We start from the raw sequence: 18,978 nt of genomic DNA on the forward strand, positions 1-18,978 counted from the left end.
TGAAATTTAATATTAATTAAAAATAGTCCATATGATAAAGTTCTAACCAATTCACAAAAGGATTTAACTAAAGGCATGGAAGTTGGAGATTCAAATAATATTAAATGGCTACTCCAAAAAGGGGTTATATATCCAACAACTAAAAAGTAGAGGTGAGAACATGATTTTAGAATTGCTGTAACCGTCAAGTAGTATTGAACACTTTCTGCTCATTAATTTTGAACACTTTTCGCTTAAAATAATGTCTGTCGATGTTTGATTCTATGACTATCCCCATCCAAGTGGAGAACTTCCGAGCGATGGAGAAGGCGATCTAAGATCGCCGTGGTGATTCCCTGGTCTCCCAGTAACTCTCCCCATTCCTCCGGCCCTTTGTTGGATGTTAGTATAATCGAGCTTCGTTCGTAAAGATGATTAACGAGATGAAAAAACAGGTTGGCCTCGTTCTGATCCATCGCCATATACATCAGATCATCAATGATGACCAGGTCGGCATCTCTGATCTTTTTCATCTGTAGCTGCGATTTACGAAGGTATTCCTCCGTTTTCAGAAGGGGAATCAGTTCCCCCATTGAAATGAATAAGACGCGATAACCTTTAAGTATCGCCTCTAGCCCCAATCCGATTGCGATATGTGTTTTCCCTACGCCCGGCGGGCCTAGAAATATTAGGTTGAATGATTCCTCAAGCCACGAGAGCTCGCGAAGCTGTCGAAGCTGTCGTTCACTGATTGAAGGCTGTTCCTTTAGATCAAATTCCTCCAGGGTCTTCTGATAAGGGAATTTAGCCATTTTCAAATGCCTCTCTATCATCTTCTCTTCACGTCGTCTTTCCTCATACGTAAGTAGTTCTCTTGGAAATTCCTGGTAGGTCCATGAATTAGACTCTGCCTTTCTCAGAAACGTTGGAAGCTCCTTGGATGTTTCTGTCATCCTTAGCCGCTGAAACTGACTTTGTAAATCCTCCACAGAATAATTCATCTCACGCACCTCCCAGAATCTTTAGGTAACCATGCAGTTCCCTAACGGTGGCTTTTTCTTTGTAATATTGGGAGGCGCTCCGGGAACCGTTATCAAGACTTGGTTCCTCGCGCATCTGAATCCCCGCCAGATGTTTCGCTACGTCACGAAAATCATTCGCACTCCACAAACCTCTGTCAATGCAGATATCCAAGGCCGACGGGATATAGGGACTGAATTCTTTTACGGCCTTTTGAAGGATCTGAAGCTGATCCCTTATGTATCTCGGATAACGCTGATGAATTTTATCAAGGAACAGTTGAATCTTCTCGCCATCTTCGAAAGATTCTTTGACTGTCTCCATATATGCAGCTATCCCTTTCGATCTATCTCTACCGTGATTGGCGTTTTTTATAAGTTGGCCTTTTCCCTTAGAAAGACGATGAACAGCCAAGGGTTCTTCTCCGTGATTCTTTTCGATGATTAGCTGGTCTTCGAGAATCCGGATACGAACTGTATTGTCTCCGTTGGGTTTATACGTCCCTAAAGGGACTGAATAACGATTAGATTGGAATTTAATAATATTGTCCTTGTGCACCGTCCTTGTTATACTAGACCCATGGTTGCTTTCGAAAGAAAGCAGGGAGGAGACTTTTCGTAAGTGTGGCTTTTCCAGGGCAAACACTTCGACAGGTCTCTTTTTTATTGTATTGTGCACTTGGTAATTTCCTTTTCTCTCTAGCCAAGCCAGGCACTGCTCATTCCAAGTATCCAGCTGATGAAATACGCGATTCTTCGCAAAGTTTCCTTTAATAAATTTCACCACATTCTCAATCTTTCCCTTTGATTCCGGATCTGCACCTCGGCAAAGATAGATACGGAACCCCCTCTGTTGCCTATATGCCTGGAACTCTTCAGTATAGATAATATCACCGCCGTTTTCGCTGACAATCATAAGCTTGTCCTGGTCGTAGACGATTTCTTCAGTCATTCCTCCATAAAATTCGAACGCCTTCTCATGGCATTGAATGACATCCCTTGTAGTAAACGGACGTTCCTGCCATACGGCATACTTAAATCGCGAATGGGATAGGACGAAGGCAATAATATACAGTTTAGTGGTTTTTCCCTCGGAGGTTTTCACCTTCTTCTCTCCGAAATCTACCTGCATCTGTTTTGCTTTGGGCAACTCCTCAACGGCCTCATAACTTCGATAGCTTAGCGTTTTTGGAATGTGATATTCCTCTCGCAGCTCCCTTACATAAGTACGAACCGTACTGTCGCCGACATCCTTGAAATGACAACGCTCCTCCAGCCAATCTGAGATTTGAGAAGCTGATAGATCAGGATGCTCCTTCAACCAGCTCAGAATATTATCCCGATAGGGATCCAATTTCCGTTCCCTTGTTTTCAATTTATTCACCCATTCGTAAGCCTCTTCAAGATTCATCTCTAGATATTCGTAGACTGTTGTTCTAGATAAATTACATTTCCTCGCAATCGCAGATATTTTAAATCCTTGCTTTTTCAATTGATGCACTTCTACAATCACTTCTAACTTCAGCACCTTCCTGATCCTCCAATACACTAGTTATTCTGTACTCTATTAGTATAACTAGTAGAAGGAATTGTGGGCGGAAAGTGTTCAGTTCTATCAAGCAAAAACTGTCCATTTTAGTTTAGCAGTTACAATTGCCTGCTGATATTGAAAAAATCAATTATATTACCTGTAAACGATGAAAATATTCAAACCATAAAAGAGTGGATTTCAAGAAATATAAGTGAAAATCTATGGATAAGTGAATATGAAAATTTGCTAAAAAAAGTAAATGGGCTAGAATTTAATGGACTAGTTATCTACAATGCGAAACCTAATGATGAAAATAATGGTTTTATTGGAGCAAATGAAATTTGGCGAGATAATGAATGGGATAGTAATTATTTATTTTTTGGAGATTCAAATATTTCTTGGTATTGTCTAGACATAGACAATTATGTATTCCTTGAACTCGACAAGCCAAGAGGGAATATAGTGGATGAATTTAACAGTTTCGATGAAATGATCAATACTGCATTGAAGAGTGTTTTGTAAAACATAGTATATCATCAGGCGATTTTTTGATATCTTCAAATATGAGGGACTTTAAAAAACTTGATTAAAGTCAGGTGCTCATTAAAGTTGCATGGCAGTGAATATATGTGAAATTATACTTTTGAGTATGCTGGTAAGGGTACGGATAAAGCTGGTCAGAACGGAAAAGGTGTTTTTGAATGGATTATTGAGCCAAATGGTGACATGAGCCACAGGAGATTCATTGAAAATGGTGTAATAACGGGTAAGCCAAATCAAACTCTAAAAAAGTAGGAAGTGAATAATATGAACTTAAAAGATTTGAAAAATAGACATATTAAGTATGATTGGAAAACTGTTTTTGTAGGTGTCCAAGAAAATCATTTTAATAAAGACGTTATTTCTGACTATGCGGTAGAGTTGATGGAGATTGGTGATGAAAGTGGGTTTGTTAGTAAGCTTGCATGGGGAGTATCTAGTGAAGATTTAGAAGAAGTGATGTTAGAGATAAAAACTAATTATTTCCCTCAATTAGATGAAGAAAGCACAATATTGGTAGAGGAGAATAGAAAACTCAGATTTGTTTGTTTATCTAAAATAAAAGAAAAATATAAAGAAGATAATGAATTATTAAATAAAATTGCAGAGTTTTATGGAAATCATCACTACCCAGAAGATATGGTGAGTTTTGTTAATTATATCCCTCAAGAAGTTCCAACTACGAAAGAAGATATGGTAAATAGGTTAGATAAATTTTTAAAAATGGAGAGTGTGAGATGTAGTTAGCTATTTTACTTGATTCTACGGGCAGAGAAAGAACAACGAATTGAAGGGTACTGTGCTTGACACAAAGGAAAATAATTCAAATGATGAAGAGAGGACAGCGCTAAAATGGAAAGCGTATCAAATGTAGTTAAATTGGAATCAATAAAATCCTTCCAATCGACAATCAGTAAACTCGAAAATGCCTTGGCTACGATGACTCAGAAGGGCGCAAATACTACCTTAATAAAAAAACGACTCAGAGCTGTTTACATTGGCTTAGCCATGCTGGAAGACGTTTGGGATCAAAGACCGCATACTAACACCCGTGAAGATTTGGCAGAAGCCCGCAATGTTCTTACTGGTTTATTCCCATCAATTGAGGGCATTTATGTTAAGGCAAAGGCAGGTAGTCCTCAAAGAACGCTTTTAGAAAGAAGAATTAAAGCATTGGAACTAGCTGTTCAAGCGATTGACGATCATTCCGATGAATGATTTTTGAGTACCTGTGCGTCACACATAGACAAACAATTAACACGCCTGAATAAATATATAAAAAATCAGATATCACCAATTTGTCTGATTTTCATTTTGTCAAAGAGTTACTTTTGAGAAATGGGATAAATCCTATTTCTCTTTTTTGCTGAATGACTGTATCTACTCAAGAGTAATTCCTCAACAAATGGAAAATCCATGCTGAAAGAAGACAACAAAGGAAATTGGGGAATTCTGGGTGAAATCGAATGAAGGAATTTGGAAAGCGTTGTCTGACCCTGTTTTGTTTTGAATGTATAATTCCACTCACAATAGGCAAATTAAGAATAAATTGTTACGGCATGAATTAGCTAAGAAAAGTATTTCCATTGGGCATGTTTCATTTCCATCTCGTCCTTATACTCATCATAATGCCTGTTTATCAAGTTTATATCATGCGAGTATCCGCTGAAAAAGTTGAGCAATTCGAGAAGAGGTAAAGTGGATGACTAAAAAAGGTAAAAGTAGTAAAGAAGCTAAAAAGGGTGTAGGCTTAGGGGCTGTTTCCGCTGTTGCATGGGGAGTCGATACGGTAATCATTGGCGTTATTATCGCAAGTACTCCATTTAAAGAGGCTGTGATGATTGCTCCAATTATAGCCGCGTTCATGCACGACTTTTTCTCTTCATTATGGATCTCTTTGCTGATGATCATTAAGGGCGAATTTTTCAATGTGTTAAAGCTGTTTAAAACGAAAAGTGGAGCAATCTTAGTGTTAGCCGCATTGTCAGGTGGACCTTTGGCAATGAGCTTTTACTTTCTTGGTATTCAATATGCGGGAGTCACCTATGCGGCAAGTATTGCTTCTATATTTCCTGGAATAGGCGCCGTGCTTGCATTCTTTTTTTTGAAGGAAAAAATGAACAAAAAAACTTGGTCCGGCGTTGTATTGAGTATTATTGGAGTCATTGTTATAGCATATGTACCAACGAAGTTTGACACCGAAAGTAACTTTTTCATTGGAATATTGTTTTCGTTAGGGGCTGCTATCTTTTGGGGGCTTGAAGGTGTAATCGGTGCTTGGGGGATGAGAGGAAAAGAAGTCGTACCGCTATATGCGATTAATATTAGGCAAATTACTTCCGCTCTCAGTTATGCAATAATACTCGTCCCATTGCTGCATGGCTATCCTTTAGTATTTGAGGCGGCGACATCCAGCATCGTTTGGATCATCGTCATCGCCGGTTTTTTAGGAACTGCTAATTATTCTTTATACTATTCGTCAATTAATTTAATCGGAGCTGCTAGGGGGCAATCACTGAACAATACGTATGTATTTTGGGCGATCTTAACCGAAATTGTGTTTATTGGCACTCCGGTAAATATACAATTTGTCCTAGGCGCAATCATCGTACTTTTAGGGTCTATCCTCGTATCAGGAAGCTTAAAAAAGTAAAGGGTTGTTTAGGAAAAGACTAAGCATAATTTACTTGTATTTCAAAGGCATGGACATTTTTGTCTGTGCCTTTTTCAGCATGGCTAAAGATAATTGAAGGGTACTTACAATAGTACTACAGAGGGGGAGCGGAATAGAACAACAAAAGCGCCTCTACATCGCTATTTCGAATAGAGGCGGTACGATCAATTGACTGCTTTTGCGCACGACCGCTGGTTTTTGTCACGCGCCCGATTACGCTTCATACAAATACAGCTCATCTCCGTCCAAAAACAGTAGCACGTTCTCCCGGTTGTTCACTAATTGCGGTTCGACATTCGTACCATCCGGCTTTATCAGCTCGATTTCACGGACAGTCTTATATTCATCGCCTTCACGCTGTAGCTCAAAAAGTGAACGTCCCCATCTATCCCGATACGCAACAACCGTCTCCCCGTTCACCGCAAACGACCGGAAACCCATGCCTTCTGGAGAATAATACAATGTCTGCCCCTCTTTCCGCACTCCAATCTTCGCTTCAATGCTAAAGAAAAACCAAATTCCGCCGTCAGCCACACCATTCAGCGCCAAACATTCAAAAATGGAATATTCTCTGTCCTCTTCAAGTGAATCCATCTTACGGCCCGACGCATCCCAGCCAACGAGCCCACTGCGGCCGACAGGCTCCTCCCAGCCATAATTGCCGAAAACCCCTTCATCAAAGTACCCTGTCCAAATCTCCTGATCCTTTGTCACGTATACATGCTCAATACCGTCGCCCAAACAAAATGACCGGATCAAATGCCCATTTTTATCATACACCCGTGCGTTTTCTTCAATATTCTGCGCATCGTGGTAATACGAACGCGCACAGACAAGCAGTATATGCCCGTCATCAATTGGCTGTACATAATGATAATTCCACTTCTCTTCCGACAAATGCAGCACAGTCTTCTGCCCATCCTTCAAATGAATGACTTGATAATTGTAGCTTTTTTCAGTAACCGTTGCAGGGAACATACCGTTAATTAAAGGAGGCTGCTCTTCCGCCAGCAGGACGAGTACATCGTTATGATGGCCGATCGCAATCGAAAGCGGAGTAGCGTGTTTTAGCTCCTCGTGCAGGTTTGCTATAGGGGTTATGGGTATTTTGAGTGTTGATTTCATTTTCTTTTAGCCGCCTTTCCTGGATTGATGTACTCTGTTTTCGTAAATCACAAAAATTGGTGCTTTTTAATTCCGTTATCGCACTTGTTTTTATTACCACCATTCTAGTAGGTTTAATGATTTTAGTAATAACTTAGATTGAGTGAGTGCAAGCAAACACAGCTTAATCCGATAGACGATAGTGTAAGGAGGTAGTTTCACGTATAATGGAATATATTAGCATAAGAGAGAGGAAGATGGCGAATAATGAAGAAATTCCTTATAGTAGTCGGTGCACTATTGCTGGCGTGCAGCCTGCCTTTATCCAGCACGTTTGCCGCAAGCACAAAGCAATTCTCGGACGTACCATCATCAAAGCACTTTGCCGAAGCAGTCTATGATTTGGCAGAACGCACTATTATAGGAGGCTATCCGGACGGCACATTCAAACCTGGAAACTCCATCACGAGGGGACAGGCAGCCGCAATCATCGCGAAGCTGATTAAATTGGACACCTCTAAAGTGAAGGATCCGGGGTTTAAAGATGTATCGACAGGGAACGGCTACTACAAAGCCATCGCGGGCATGGCAGAAAAAAGCATCATCAGTGGCTATGGAGATGGACGGTTCGGTCCGAACGATCCTATTACGCGAGGACAGATGGCTTCGATACTTGTCAAAGCGTTCGATCTGCCGCGTTATGACTTCACGTCGTATAAAAGTCCATTCGAAGATGTTAAACGGGGGACAGGTCATGATCCAAACATTCTAATCATCTTTAGACTTGGTATCACGACAGGAACGTCTTCTGATAGATTCAGCCCGAATGTTACGATTACAAGAGGGCAAGCGGCCAAAATGATGAAAGCGACGGAGGAAGCGAAGTCGTCAATTGTTACGGTACGGGCAAGTGACTACAAATGGGAACAGTTTAAAATGTTTGATTCCAATCATAAGGATTCTGGTTTGTTCAATGCGGTTGTAGGAAGCGATAAACCAAATAGCCGTACTTCGGATAAGATCCACTTAGTTCCGCTCGAAGAAGGAACTGGTACATTCAGTGTCGCTCTAGTATATTCGGGAAATCCTGATAAAAAATACTACCAAAAGTATTATGTGCACATCAAAGAAGTAAACGGCAAGCTAAAGTTGACGCTAGAGGAGACAGACGATTTTCTCCCTACACCAGTAGGGCTCAATGTTAGGGAAAAAGGACAGGTCCAGAACGTTTCGCTCTCCACAATGGACGGAAAGAAGCTGTCTGACAATACAGATTTTGGAAAATGTCTCTCGTATAGTCCCACTGATTGCTACGATACTGATCAGACCGATACTGAAGGTAAGTATAATAATATCTTCATCATGATCGATAAGCCGGGTGGATATATTGCCACTGTTCGCTTCGCCGGTGGAGAAGAAGTACGGTACGGGATCGAAGCGGTAAGTTCCGCTCCGCATTTTCACTATAGCTTCCGGGTATTGGAGGAAAAGCCGACTGCGTCAGTGGATTTGGGAGCAGAATACAACATAGGAAAGCACGTTATTCCAAAAGGTGCTGAGCAGATTGCCGTAGTCACAAGAGACACGGGAACCAACTTGTTCCATGCTACTGGAAAGAAAAAAGGCTCCTTCGATATTAAGCTACCGGACCATAAAAAGACTGATCTTATAGAAATCCGTGTAAGTGTTCAGGAAATTGGCCCAATTATTAATGTCGGTATAGTTGAAATGATTGACACTCATATGTGATTGAATAAGGACAACTCAAAAAGCAGGCATGCTGTTGAAGTGCCCCCAAAAAGTTAGACACGGTTATTCATCAGGCAGCTTGCTCAAAATGAGTTCGGTATTGTACCGGACTCATTTTGATTTTTGCCTTTATCCGTTTCATATTATAATATTTGATATATTTTTCGAATTCTACTGTATAGGCTAGAGACTAAATTTCATCCTGGTAACCTTTCAGTTCCGTTGTACAAATTGAAAGATAATATACAAAAAGAGTCCTCATTCACATATGAACTGGACTCCTTACATGAAGCAATTCATAAGCAAATGAGCCTCATCTGAATTAGCAATTTTATTATTTTAGTAAGAATTCATTTAATGCTTGTTGTAAAGTACCAAAGGTTTTCGTTTCTTTATCAAAATTAATACCTAAACTAATCAACTGTCTAACAACATCTGGACGCAAGCCAGTAATGATTGTGCGACATCCCATCATGGATGTACCGTAAATAGTTTTCATAAGATGTTCAATTACATTACTTTCCATAGTTGCTATGCCAGATAAGTCAATGATTAATGTTTGAAAATGAAGTCTGTTAATCTCTTCTAAAACCTTTTCCTCTAAGATAGTAGTTCTAAATGAGTCCATTGCGCCAATTAAGGGAAGTATACATACGCTTGGCGTTATCGGAATAATGGGGACAGATAAGGTTTCAACTATTTCCCTTTGAGCCAAAATCAACGAATCTTTAAATGTTGAATAGTTAATAAAGAATGAATTTAAAAAGTCATCGATTTGATTATTAAATTGTTTTTCCAATATGAAAACCATATCAATCGTGAACTTTTGCTCTACCTTGTTATATTCTTGTATGAAATTCCAAAGAGTCCTGCGAATCGCTTGTACCCATTCCAGTTTAAAAGATAAAGGGATGGAATGTGTAGCCCATGCTATTCCTTCTTGTTTAGCAAATAACTGAAGTTCTGTAAGCATATCGCCATCAATGACATAATTAACTAGTTTGTGTGCATTGTTAATGAGGTCAATTTCCCCAAATCTTAAGATATCGTCAATTTTATCTCTTACATTTACAGCTTGACCTAATAATTGGTTTTCAAAATCTTGTTTATGATCTTTAATATACTGTTTAATATCCTCATCTATCCATACCTTTTCCAAATCTGTTCCCCCTCAGATTAATATTCCCTATATCCTTTATTCCCTTATATGTACACTTTAAACTAAAAAATTGAATGGTTGGTGAAGCAACTATCCTTTCATTGAAACCTTTGGGAGTATGGAACGTATATTTTAGATAGGGGGTGTTTCTAGATGGGATTGCTAGAAATAGCCAAATACTCATTTATGGGTATATTTTTGATTTTTTTTGCTATGGATATATTATCGAAAAAACCGTATAAAATTCACTTTTATACGTCTTTAACATTGGCAATCATTTTCTTAGTGTTAGGACAAAGTTGGTCTATAGGAATAAAGATTGGTTTTATTGTTTTGGTTGTCTTATTAACTATAAAAACAATCACTGATGAGAAAAAAAGAGTGGGCGAAAAAGATAGTGGCATAGGGGCTAGGTGATGCAGAAGTACTCATTAAAAAGGGGTTAAAACTAATGCCACAGTTCTTGAATCTACATTACCTTATTAACATTTACAGTGCGTAGCTAGTAACTAATCAGTTAAATAAAACCACCTTAAAAATTTCCAAGCCACTGAAAAAGTTCTTTTTTAGAGTAAGAACTAGTTGATTGTAGTGGAGAGCGGCGACTCCTGCGGGAACAGCGCGAGCTGAAGACCCCACAGGAACGCAGTGACGAGGAGGCTGAAGCCGTGCCCGCGGAAAGCGTCCGCTCGGAACGGAAATCAACGGGATTGAAGGTAATTGGACTTTTTCAGTGCCCTCAAAATTTCAAACGTGGTTTTATTTATTTAAGGAGGGTGAGTTATGAATCCGGAAAACATACCACTATACATAATACTTTTAATTTTAATGGTGATTAGTGTTTTCATCAGACACGTTAAGGCGAAGAAAAACAATGAAGAACTTTCTAGTCATCCAGTGTTAAGAACAATCACTACGACTGTTTTTTTTCTTGTAGGAGTATTTCTACTTATTCTGAGTTTATTAGTAGACATGAATGCTATTTTTTATTTCGGCCAAGCTCTACTATTCATTGCTGGGGTAGCTATTATGATTTCCCTTTGGAAAGTCACAAAGGCTTACACATTATTCATATTATTACTCTTGGTAGTTTTTTTCATTTATTTAAATTTATAGACCTAATCAATTTGGAAATATTCAAGGAACCCCAGATGGATTGGCTCCTTATACCTTAGTAGCGTAAAGTGAGTGCCTGTCACTTTTTTAACTTCTATCGGAAGGGTATTGAATATGAATCTATGCCGTTAAAATGCTACTATGTTAATGGTAGATTCAAATTATAAATACATAAAGAAGGAAGTAGTGAAACGTATGGCAATTGCATCGCATTCTGTAATCATTTCAGCATCTGTAGAGAACGTATGGGAATATGTTAGTCAAATTGAAAACTGGGCAATAATGGTTCCTGCCTATAAGGAGCATGAACAAATCGATGAACAAAAGTCAGTTTGGACATTCGAAGGGAATATGAAGGGATTTAAAAAGACTGTGAAAATGGAGTTAAACGTCACTGAATTTCATGAACCATCGATGATTCGGTTCGAGTTAAAAGGGTTAACGGACAACTTTACAGGTAGTGGTACGTTTACTGCTGAAGAAACGGCAGAGCAAACGACGATGACAGGGACAATTGAAGTAAATGCAGGCGGCTTAACGGGCGCTGTGTTGACACCTGTTATTAAAATGGTCTTGCCGAAAGTGACAACACACTTAACAGAGAAAATTGCACGCCAAGTTAAACAGGACAAGGTGCCAGTTCGGTAAAGAAGGTTCTGCTTATGGAGGTAACGGGCATTCATGCAATCGTGAGAGTTCGAACAAACATGTTTGTCGGAGTGCCTGTGCTTGAGGTATTGCAGGAGAAGTTGAAGTAAGTGTTACGATGGGTGAGTGGTGCCCGGCACCATTTAGCCAATACCACAAAGAAAAAGTAGGCATCAAACTACTGTAACCACGCACATTATTCCAGCTATTTCACTTTAATCCTGTGAAGTAGCTGAAATAATGTGCGTACTTTTTTGCGCCTTGGTAAAGCAATTACGGCGATTCCACTGCTATTGCTTCGACCTTTCCGCGTAAGCCAAACAATTGCGGAGTTTTTTTTGTATTACTTCCAAATCGTATACTGAGGATCTGCATTTGTTTCATTCGTTTCTGAAAAGATAAACGTCCATGGCATTGAAGTATTCCCGGCAATTTCACAAGGTAAGCTAAACATAGCATTGACCGGTTGTTTGCCTTTTTCATAATAGGAAATGGCTGTATTGTGTAAGCGGAAATTTCCTTGCTCGAAATTGTGAATGAGTACGGTAATCAGGTGTTCACCTTTATGATTGCGAGCGTTCCATAAAAATGACAAATGGACGCCGCCTTGTAGCTGTTTTGTTTGTTGTTGGAAATGATACCTAATTTTTTCACCATCAGTAGGGGCAATTGTTTTGTCCCATGCAGGTTCAAAATAGAGTTTTTGCTTCGTCGTAGTCATCCATCTACCTCTCACTATTGTTAGCGAACTTCAGTATCGCTACTACAAGATATAATTTTTATGTGGGACGCGGAACCTATCTCCGTGTCCCATGCCTGACTTAGTCTACTTCTAAAAATGGCTGGACTAAACGACGGACTTCATCCGTTGACTTTGTATCCATTAGCTGGTTTCTTAGTTCACCTGCGCCTTTAAATCCACGAATATAGATTTTGAAAAAGCGAAGAAGTTGCTTATATGGACGAGGTTCGATTTCATTTGAATATTTATCGTGAAGATCTAAATGTTTAACTAATAAATCGAGAAACTCCTTCACACTATGTTCTTTAGGTTCTTTTTCAAAAGCGAATGGATTCGTGAAAACGCCGCGACCAATCATGACGCCATCAACGCCGTATTGTTCTACTAATTTTAAGCCTGTTGCGCGGTCAGGAATATCTCCGTTAATTGTCAATAACGTATTTGGAGCAATTTCATCGCGTAATCTTTTTATTTCAGGGATTAGTTCCCAGTGTGCATCTACTTTACTCATCTCTTTTTTGGTGCGAAGGTGAATGGAAAGATTCGCAATATCTTGTTTCAATACATGTCCTAACCAATCGCGCCACTCGTCCACATTTGTGTAACCCAATCTTGTTTTAACACTAACTGGTAAGCCACCTGCTTTTGCTGCTTGAATAATTTCTGCTGCAACTTCAGGATGTCGTATTAATCCAGCCCCTTTTCCATTGGCTGCGACGTTTTGTACGGGGCATCCCATGTTTAAATCGATACCCCTAAACCCGAGTTTTTTCATATCGATACTCATCTGTTCAAAAAATGCTGGTTTATTGCCCCAAATATGAGCGACAATCGGTTGTTCATCTTCCGTGAACGTTAAACGCCCACGCACACTATCTCTTCCTTCGGGATGGCAATAACTTTCTGTATTTGTAAACTCCGTAAAAAATACGTCGGGTTTTGCTGCTTCACTAATGACGTGGCGAAATACAACGTCTGTGACATCTTCCATTGGTGCTAATATAAAAAACGGCTTCGGCAAATCAAGCCAAAAATTATGCTCGTTATTCACTCTATATCCTCCTACTGCAACATATAAAAACAATCTTTATCAATTGCAAGATGCTTTACTCCTCATACATATTAACATTTCTTGTAGTTGGATGCACTGATACTCTTCCCGAATACTCTTCCCCGTTTATAGTGTGTTATTTTTTATAAACCTAACAGTTCTACATATTTTTCTGAGACCAGCGATAAAGTGGGTAGACAATATTGGACTTTCTCTTTTGCATTCTTAGGTTATATTTTGGTGCAATGGACGATCAGATCATTTCGGAAAGACAATAAAGAGAATATCTTGCTATCTAACAATAGGGCGCGATAACTGGATTAAAACGGCATCCTTCAGACTCGGGCCATTTTCTTAAATAACACGTACTAAGGGAATTAGATATTTATGTAAACGAATAGAGGGAATTATGAAATAATTTATGTGATAATAAATTAGTAAGAGAAATAACGAATTGGGAAAAGGGGATTGAAAATGAATGTAAAATATCCAATTGGAACATTACAAGTTCCTGAAAAAGGTACTGTAGAAAATAGTCGAGAATGGCTAAAGGAAATCGAAACGTACACGATTCGATTAAGAGAAACTGTTGACCCGTTAAGTGATGAGGAGTTAAGTAGAACATATCGTGATGGTAGCTGGACAGTTCGTCAACTTGTTCATCACATTGCAGATTCTCAGTTGAACATGTATCAACGTTTGAAGCTGGCTTTAACAGATGAGAATCCAACAGTACCAGGTTTTGATGAAGAAAAGTGGGCTATTCAACCGGATACAAAGCTCCCTGTAGAAAGTTCTATTAAAATGCTAGAAGGTATAAATGAGCGCATCGTATCTTTAGGATCTAGTTTAACTGAAGAGCAATTAGATCGAGCTTTTACTCACCAGAAAAACGGTAAAATAACAGTTGCAACAAAAGTGGTAAAATTAGCTTGGCACGAAGAACACCATTTAGCCCATATAAAAATCGCATTATCAAAATAATACAATATGTAAAGAATCATTACAGAAGTTTCATTCAACTGAAGGGCGCATTTTCTGACTAAGGATTTGTGCCCTTTTAAATTTGGATCGGGTGTTTTGAAGCGATTGGTAAAAAGTGAAGATTATGAAGAAATAACGAACAGGAAAGGCTGATTCAAGAATTTACTTGATGACAAGTGAATAAACGTGTGCCAGTTATGCGAAGAATAGACATTGACACGACACCATTTAGTGACGTATTATAAAGACACTAATTGGTGTCGTATTTGTAAGGGGTGGGAGGTTATGAGCGAGAAAAAACAAGAGCGTGATGTTTATGCAGCCATCGCTGACCCGACAAGACGTAAATTGCTACGTTTGTTGGCAGATGCAGGGGAATTACCTTTGTACGAACTAACTGCCCAATTCCAAATGGGGCGTACTGCAGTTTCTAAACATTTGGCTATCCTTAAAGAAGCTGGTCTCGTTACCGTTCGAAAGGTTGGAAGGGAAACAAGGTATCGCATAAATGCGGCTCCCTTGCAAGAAATTAAAGACTGGGTATCGTTTTACGAGAATTTTTGGATGGAAAAAGTGTCACATTTGAAAAAATTATTAATGGAGGAATAGACAATGGCAGACGTAACATTAGATTTTCAATTTACAAGTTCAATTGAGCAAGTGTGGAAGGCATTAACAGATTCGGATATGCTAGCAAAATGGATATGGAATAATGACTTTAAACCAGTTGTCGGTGAAAAATTCCAATTTCGTTCTGAGCCAAATGAATGGTGGGATGGAATCGTTACTGGTGAGGTACTCGAAGTAGAAGAGCCTCAACTATTATCTTACACTTGGGCAAGTGCTGGAGAAACGACTACTATTACATGGACATTGAAAACAGATTCCGATGGTGGTACACAATTGCATTTTGAACAAACTGGTTTCAGTGAGGAAACAAAAGCAACCAAAGGAGCTATTGAGGGAGCCAAATATAGTTGGATGAATTTTGGTGAACAACTCAAAAAAATATTGGAACAATAACCGCATTTTGCTTCATCTAAAGGAATGGGTTCAAATAGTGTAAAATAAGCAACGTTAAACAGATCACTAAATGGTCCACATTGCCAATTAGTGATCTGTTTTTCGAGTTAAGGAGAATAGGATCATGAGCTTTATTCAAGATACATTATCAATATTCAAAAAGAGAGAATTATTATTTTTAGAAAGCAATAAAGAGTCTGAAGATGTATATTCCTTTCTATTTGAAAAAGAGAAGGATTTAACCTGGAAAGCAGGGCAACATGGTTTGTTTACTATTACCCATAAGAAGATAAAAAGTCCTATACGACCATTCACTATAGCATCTGCTCCCAGCGAGAATATGGTTAGACTAACAATGCGTATTAGTGATCAACCAAGTGATTTTAAGAAAGCCATGTTGGAATTAAAACAGGGGATGCACGTTAAAATGAGTGGACCAGTAGGGGGTTTTTATCTTAAAGATAACAGCCCTTCACTTCTGATTGCAGGCGGGATCGGGATAACACCATTTCGGTCGATAGTAAAACAAGTAGAGGCAGAAGAGAATGGACAGGATAATAAAATACATCTGCTTTATTTGGATAGCAATAGATCATTTATATTTAAAGACGAACTTGATGGAATTGCTGACAATACTTCAGTAGAGGTAACTTACCTTGATTCCAGGGATGAATTACATCAGGAGATAGACAAGTTTACCAACTTATATTTGAACAGTGGTAAATACTATATCGCGGGACCGAAGTCGATGGTGGATGCAATGTCTACTTACTTACTAAATAATAATATTCCAAAACGAAATATCAAAAAGGATGCCTTTTCTGGGTATTAATAAAAAATTAATACATCGGGCCAGATTAGGAATGAAAAATACGAGAGTAGTGAAGAGTACCAGATTATCTCTGAATTCCGAATTGTTTTAGAACCTTGTATTCGAAATTATTGCCGCAGAATTTACAACGTTGAGTATTTTGAAAGAAAAAGCCTATTCCCCTCCGTATATTGAGCGAGGAATTAGGCTTTTTATCTTTAACAATAGCACCGGAAGATTGAATAAATCTTTTCATCTCTCGTTATTTCTCTTGTTTCTCCCGGTGGAAAACGCAGATATCAAAACCATAAAAACAGGCAATAAACTCCATAAAAAGAATCCCCAATTATGTGTAACTAAAGATAATACGAAGAAAAAAGTCAGTGCTACAATTGAAATGTAAACAGTACGTTGTTGATATTTATTCATTTTGCACACTCCTTTTTTAATGTATTGAAAACATTTTGCGTTACATTTACCACACATTCTCCATTACAGGGCCCTAATCCTGCACAAATATATTTCGTGATTGCGTCCGTTTATCGAAATGTCTTTTAGGAATTATATCCGAAAGAAACTGCAAATACTACTGTAAATATTGATAAGACAATTAGGATCGTGCAAATTATAGTTATTATTACAAGTAAGCTTTTAGGCATTTCAGTACGCTTTTTCCAAGCAGCTAAAAGTAAAAACAAGCTCACAAATATAAAAAATATAAAAATAGAAAGAAGCATGTAACGCTCTTTAATCATAAACCACAAATCCATTTCATCTGCTCCTTTCCGTAAGATCAACATGATTGGGATTCAATTACATTTTTAGTAAGTATAACATTTTTGAATCCAAATACTATGTCAAGGATGTGGCTGTAACCAATGCACTGATGCACCTCACAAATACTTGTCTTAGAAACCGATTTTAGCTGAGAGAAGGCACTGATTTATTGGCCATAGATAACTGTAGATGTCATGGAAAAATCATTGAATTTTGGCCGTTTCAATTACCTGGTACCTATCACTAGGGCGCGATAACTGGATAAAAACTGCGTCCACCAGAATCGGTTCATTTGTGTAAAAAGGAAAGCCCGATGTTTACCATGGATTCCGCAAAAAAACGCAACTTGGGGGTTTTTGCCCATCCCCTCGAAAAGGCGGATTTAGGAATCTTACAAAACCTAAATCAATAGTTCAATGAAGGCGGGAAAAACGTTCATGTTAAAAAATGGTTGTGTTTTTCATAATTAAAAAGCCGCTGTCGTCATAGGTTGTTAGATACAACCTAAATGACGAGGGTGATTAAAAATAGAAAGAAACTTCAATCACGTAATTTCATATTTTATACAGCCCTATCGTTAGCAGTTCTTTGGTTTGTATTTTGTCTATGGCTTTCTCGATTTTGGATTGATGAATTAAGCGTATATCTTCCATTACCTCTAGCTCTTCTTTGTGTTTTTGGGATTGCTCTACTTCCAGGATTTACGAACTTTTTTTTACTGATGACACTATGGTTAGAGACATGGGACATTTCGTTACCAGAAGAGAACTTACCTAGTATTTCCATTCTTGTCGCCTGTTACAATGAAGAAAACACAATCGAAGACACAATTCGTACTGTTTTAAACTCCTACTATCCCAAACATATAGAACTTCTGGTGATTAATGATGGTTCTAATGATAACACCTCCCTCATCTTAGCGAAGTTGAAAGAGGAGTTTGAAGACCATCCCCACACTCTACGTATTTTCCATCATAAAACAAATCTAGGTAAGGCAAGTGCTTTAAATACAGGATTAGACTACGCAAGTTATGAATATCTTGTAACCATAGATGCCGACACTTTGCTTCATTCAAAAGCTTTAACTGCTATCATGAGCCGTTTTAGGAATGAAGAAAAAGACAAAAAGGTCGGAGCTGTTGCTGGGTCAATCATGGTGAAAAACTCAAACCAAAGTTGGATTACCCGATTACAAACATGGGATTACATTGTAGGTATTGCCGCAGTAAAAAGGCAACAAGGGACCTATGAAAGTACATTAGTGGCTCAGGGAGCATTTAGTGCTTATCGCAGGGAAGCAATCATGGAATTGGGAGGCTGGCAATCGGTTGTTGGAGAAGACATTGTATTATCGTGGGGTATGTTGCGTAAAAGGTACTGTGTATTTTATGAATCCACAGCACTGGCGTTTACACATGTACCTGTCACTTTTAATGCCTTTTTCCGCCAGAGAAAGAGATGGGCAAGAGGAATGTTCGAGGCTTTTCGTGCTTATCCAGATATCTTTTCTCACTGTACAGTTTCAACAAAATTATTAATCGCAATGAATCTTTTTTTTCCAATCATTGATTTCTCTTTACTGTTCTTTTTTATTCCTGGTTTGATCCTTGCATGTTTTGGAATTTATCTCATCGCAGGAATAATGACTTTACTAGTTCTTCCTTTAACACTTGGGATGACATTGACTACATTTGTGTATCAGCGAAAGGTGTATCAATCCCTTCAGGAAGAACCCCCTCGTATAAGATGGAGTTATGCAGTGTATCTGTTGACTTATGCTTTTATTCAAGCACCCATTAGCTTGGTAGGCTATCTAGAGGAATTGCTGTCTTTGAAGAAAAGGTGGTAAGGGAAGGAGATTATTTTGTCCGGGTGTTGTGCGCCAATCAATTCTTACATAAACGGGCGCGAATATTGAAGATCATAAGCCTAATTCCTCGTTCAAGAAACGGAGGAGTTAGGCTTTTTTTTCTTTCAAAATCCGTAACGTTGTAAATTTGCACTTTCTTGACGTTACCCCATGGGCAAACTCATTGGCAACGTGCGTCATTCTTATGACCGCAATCATTAC

19 protein-coding genes and 1 pseudogene are annotated in these 18,978 nt (G+C 38.6%); 13 read left to right on the plus strand and 7 right to left on the minus strand.

Annotated features, from left to right (window positions below; genetic code table 11):
• Window positions 1–233: 233 nt before the first annotated feature.
• Together istB and istA are read right to left on the minus strand one after the other, a co-directional pair.
• Window positions 234–980 (minus strand): IS21-like element helper ATPase IstB, encoded by a 747-nt coding sequence (gene istB, locus HDC33_RS14275; protein WP_179393234.1) that lies wholly within the window; start codon window positions 978–980, stop codon window positions 234–236.
• A 1-nt stretch (window position 981) separates the two neighbouring features.
• Window positions 982–2,526, minus strand: coding sequence for an IS21 family transposase (gene istA, locus HDC33_RS14280; RefSeq protein ID WP_179393235.1), 1,545 nt, complete (start codon window positions 2,524–2,526; stop codon window positions 982–984).
• Between the two features lie 138 nt (window positions 2,527–2,664).
• Here istA and HDC33_RS14285 point away from each other — a divergent pair, with 138 nt between their 5' ends.
• From HDC33_RS14285 to HDC33_RS14300, 4 genes are all read left to right on the plus strand, one after another.
• Complete coding sequence (locus HDC33_RS14285; protein ID WP_255457443.1) at window positions 2,665–3,051, plus strand: YrhA family protein; 387 nt, start codon at window positions 2,665–2,667, stop codon at window positions 3,049–3,051.
• A gap of 285 nt (window positions 3,052–3,336) precedes the next feature.
• Complete coding sequence (locus HDC33_RS14290; RefSeq protein WP_179393236.1) at window positions 3,337–3,816, plus strand: DUF2247 family protein; 480 nt, start codon at window positions 3,337–3,339, stop codon at window positions 3,814–3,816.
• Between the two features lie 105 nt (window positions 3,817–3,921).
• The gene (locus tag HDC33_RS14295; RefSeq protein WP_179393237.1) at window positions 3,922–4,287 is read left to right on the plus strand and encodes a hypothetical protein; all 366 of its coding nucleotides are present in this window, start codon (window positions 3,922–3,924) and stop codon (window positions 4,285–4,287) included.
• Between the two features lie 484 nt (window positions 4,288–4,771).
• Window positions 4,772–5,722, plus strand: coding sequence for a DMT family transporter (locus tag HDC33_RS14300; RefSeq protein ID WP_179393238.1), 951 nt, complete (start codon window positions 4,772–4,774; stop codon window positions 5,720–5,722).
• Window positions 5,723–5,956: 234 nt separating this feature from the next.
• Here the strand turns inward: HDC33_RS14300 and HDC33_RS14305 are convergent, their stop codons facing one another.
• Entirely contained in the window at window positions 5,957–6,868 is a 912-nt protein-coding gene (locus HDC33_RS14305; RefSeq protein ID WP_179393239.1) for a hypothetical protein, read from the minus strand.
• A 246-nt stretch (window positions 6,869–7,114) separates the two neighbouring features.
• Here HDC33_RS14305 and HDC33_RS14310 point away from each other — a divergent pair, with 246 nt between their 5' ends.
• A complete protein-coding gene (locus HDC33_RS14310; RefSeq protein ID WP_218843291.1) occupies window positions 7,115–8,596 on the plus strand; it encodes an S-layer homology domain-containing protein in 1,482 nt (493 codons plus the stop codon).
• 70 nt (window positions 8,597–8,666) lie between these two features.
• Here HDC33_RS14310 and HDC33_RS14315 read toward each other — a convergent pair.
• Together HDC33_RS14315 and HDC33_RS14320 are read right to left on the minus strand one after the other, a co-directional pair.
• Window positions 8,667–8,777 (minus strand): annotated as a pseudogene (locus HDC33_RS14315) (IS3 family transposase); the annotation flags it as partial.
• A gap of 153 nt (window positions 8,778–8,930) precedes the next feature.
• Window positions 8,931–9,755, minus strand: a complete 825-nt coding sequence (locus HDC33_RS14320) for an STAS domain-containing protein (protein WP_179393240.1) — start codon at window positions 9,753–9,755, stop codon at window positions 8,931–8,933.
• Between the two features lie 153 nt (window positions 9,756–9,908).
• Here HDC33_RS14320 and HDC33_RS14325 point away from each other — a divergent pair, with 153 nt between their 5' ends.
• The 3 genes from HDC33_RS14325 to HDC33_RS14335 all read left to right on the plus strand — a co-directional run bounded on the left by HDC33_RS14325 (window position 9,909) and on the right by HDC33_RS14335 (window position 11,519).
• Complete coding sequence (locus HDC33_RS14325) at window positions 9,909–10,172, plus strand: hypothetical protein (RefSeq protein ID WP_179393241.1); 264 nt, start codon at window positions 9,909–9,911, stop codon at window positions 10,170–10,172.
• Window positions 10,173–10,538: 366 nt separating this feature from the next.
• Window positions 10,539–10,871, plus strand: a complete 333-nt coding sequence (locus HDC33_RS14330; protein WP_179393242.1) for a hypothetical protein — start codon at window positions 10,539–10,541, stop codon at window positions 10,869–10,871.
• Window positions 10,872–11,066: 195 nt separating this feature from the next.
• Entirely contained in the window at window positions 11,067–11,519 is a 453-nt protein-coding gene (locus HDC33_RS14335) for an SRPBCC family protein (protein WP_179393243.1), read from the plus strand.
• Between the two features lie 343 nt (window positions 11,520–11,862).
• Here HDC33_RS14335 and HDC33_RS14340 read toward each other — a convergent pair whose 3' ends face one another.
• Window positions 11,863–12,240, minus strand: coding sequence for an SLAP domain-containing protein (locus tag HDC33_RS14340; protein ID WP_179393244.1), 378 nt, complete (start codon window positions 12,238–12,240; stop codon window positions 11,863–11,865).
• A 100-nt stretch (window positions 12,241–12,340) separates the two neighbouring features.
• Window positions 12,341–13,252, minus strand: coding sequence for a tRNA dihydrouridine synthase (locus HDC33_RS14345; protein ID WP_179393392.1), 912 nt, complete (start codon window positions 13,250–13,252; stop codon window positions 12,341–12,343).
• 534 nt (window positions 13,253–13,786) lie between these two features.
• Between HDC33_RS14345 and HDC33_RS14350 the strand changes: the two genes are divergently transcribed.
• The 5 genes from HDC33_RS14350 to HDC33_RS14370 all read left to right on the plus strand — a co-directional run bounded on the left by HDC33_RS14350 (window position 13,787) and on the right by HDC33_RS14370 (window position 18,756).
• The gene (locus HDC33_RS14350) at window positions 13,787–14,296 is read left to right on the plus strand and encodes a YfiT family bacillithiol transferase (RefSeq protein ID WP_179393245.1); all 510 of its coding nucleotides are present in this window, start codon (window positions 13,787–13,789) and stop codon (window positions 14,294–14,296) included.
• Between the two features lie 285 nt (window positions 14,297–14,581).
• The gene (locus tag HDC33_RS14355; protein WP_179393246.1) at window positions 14,582–14,905 is read left to right on the plus strand and encodes an ArsR/SmtB family transcription factor; all 324 of its coding nucleotides are present in this window, start codon (window positions 14,582–14,584) and stop codon (window positions 14,903–14,905) included.
• Window positions 14,906–14,908: 3 nt separating this feature from the next.
• Window positions 14,909–15,319: an SRPBCC family protein gene (locus HDC33_RS14360; protein WP_179393247.1), complete on the plus strand. Its 411-nt coding sequence runs from the start codon at window positions 14,909–14,911 to the stop codon at window positions 15,317–15,319.
• Window positions 15,320–15,443: 124 nt separating this feature from the next.
• Complete coding sequence (locus HDC33_RS14365) at window positions 15,444–16,151, plus strand: FAD-dependent oxidoreductase (protein ID WP_179393248.1); 708 nt, start codon at window positions 15,444–15,446, stop codon at window positions 16,149–16,151.
• A gap of 1,264 nt (window positions 16,152–17,415) precedes the next feature.
• Window positions 17,416–18,756 (plus strand): glycosyltransferase family 2 protein, encoded by a 1,341-nt coding sequence (locus HDC33_RS14370; protein WP_179393249.1) that lies wholly within the window; start codon window positions 17,416–17,418, stop codon window positions 18,754–18,756.
• The last annotated feature ends 222 nt before the right edge of the window (window positions 18,757–18,978 follow it).

It is taken from the genome of Sporosarcina sp. JAI121 (assembly GCF_013408665.1).
In the GTDB taxonomy this organism is placed as follows: domain Bacteria; phylum Bacillota; class Bacilli; order Bacillales_A; family Planococcaceae; genus Sporosarcina.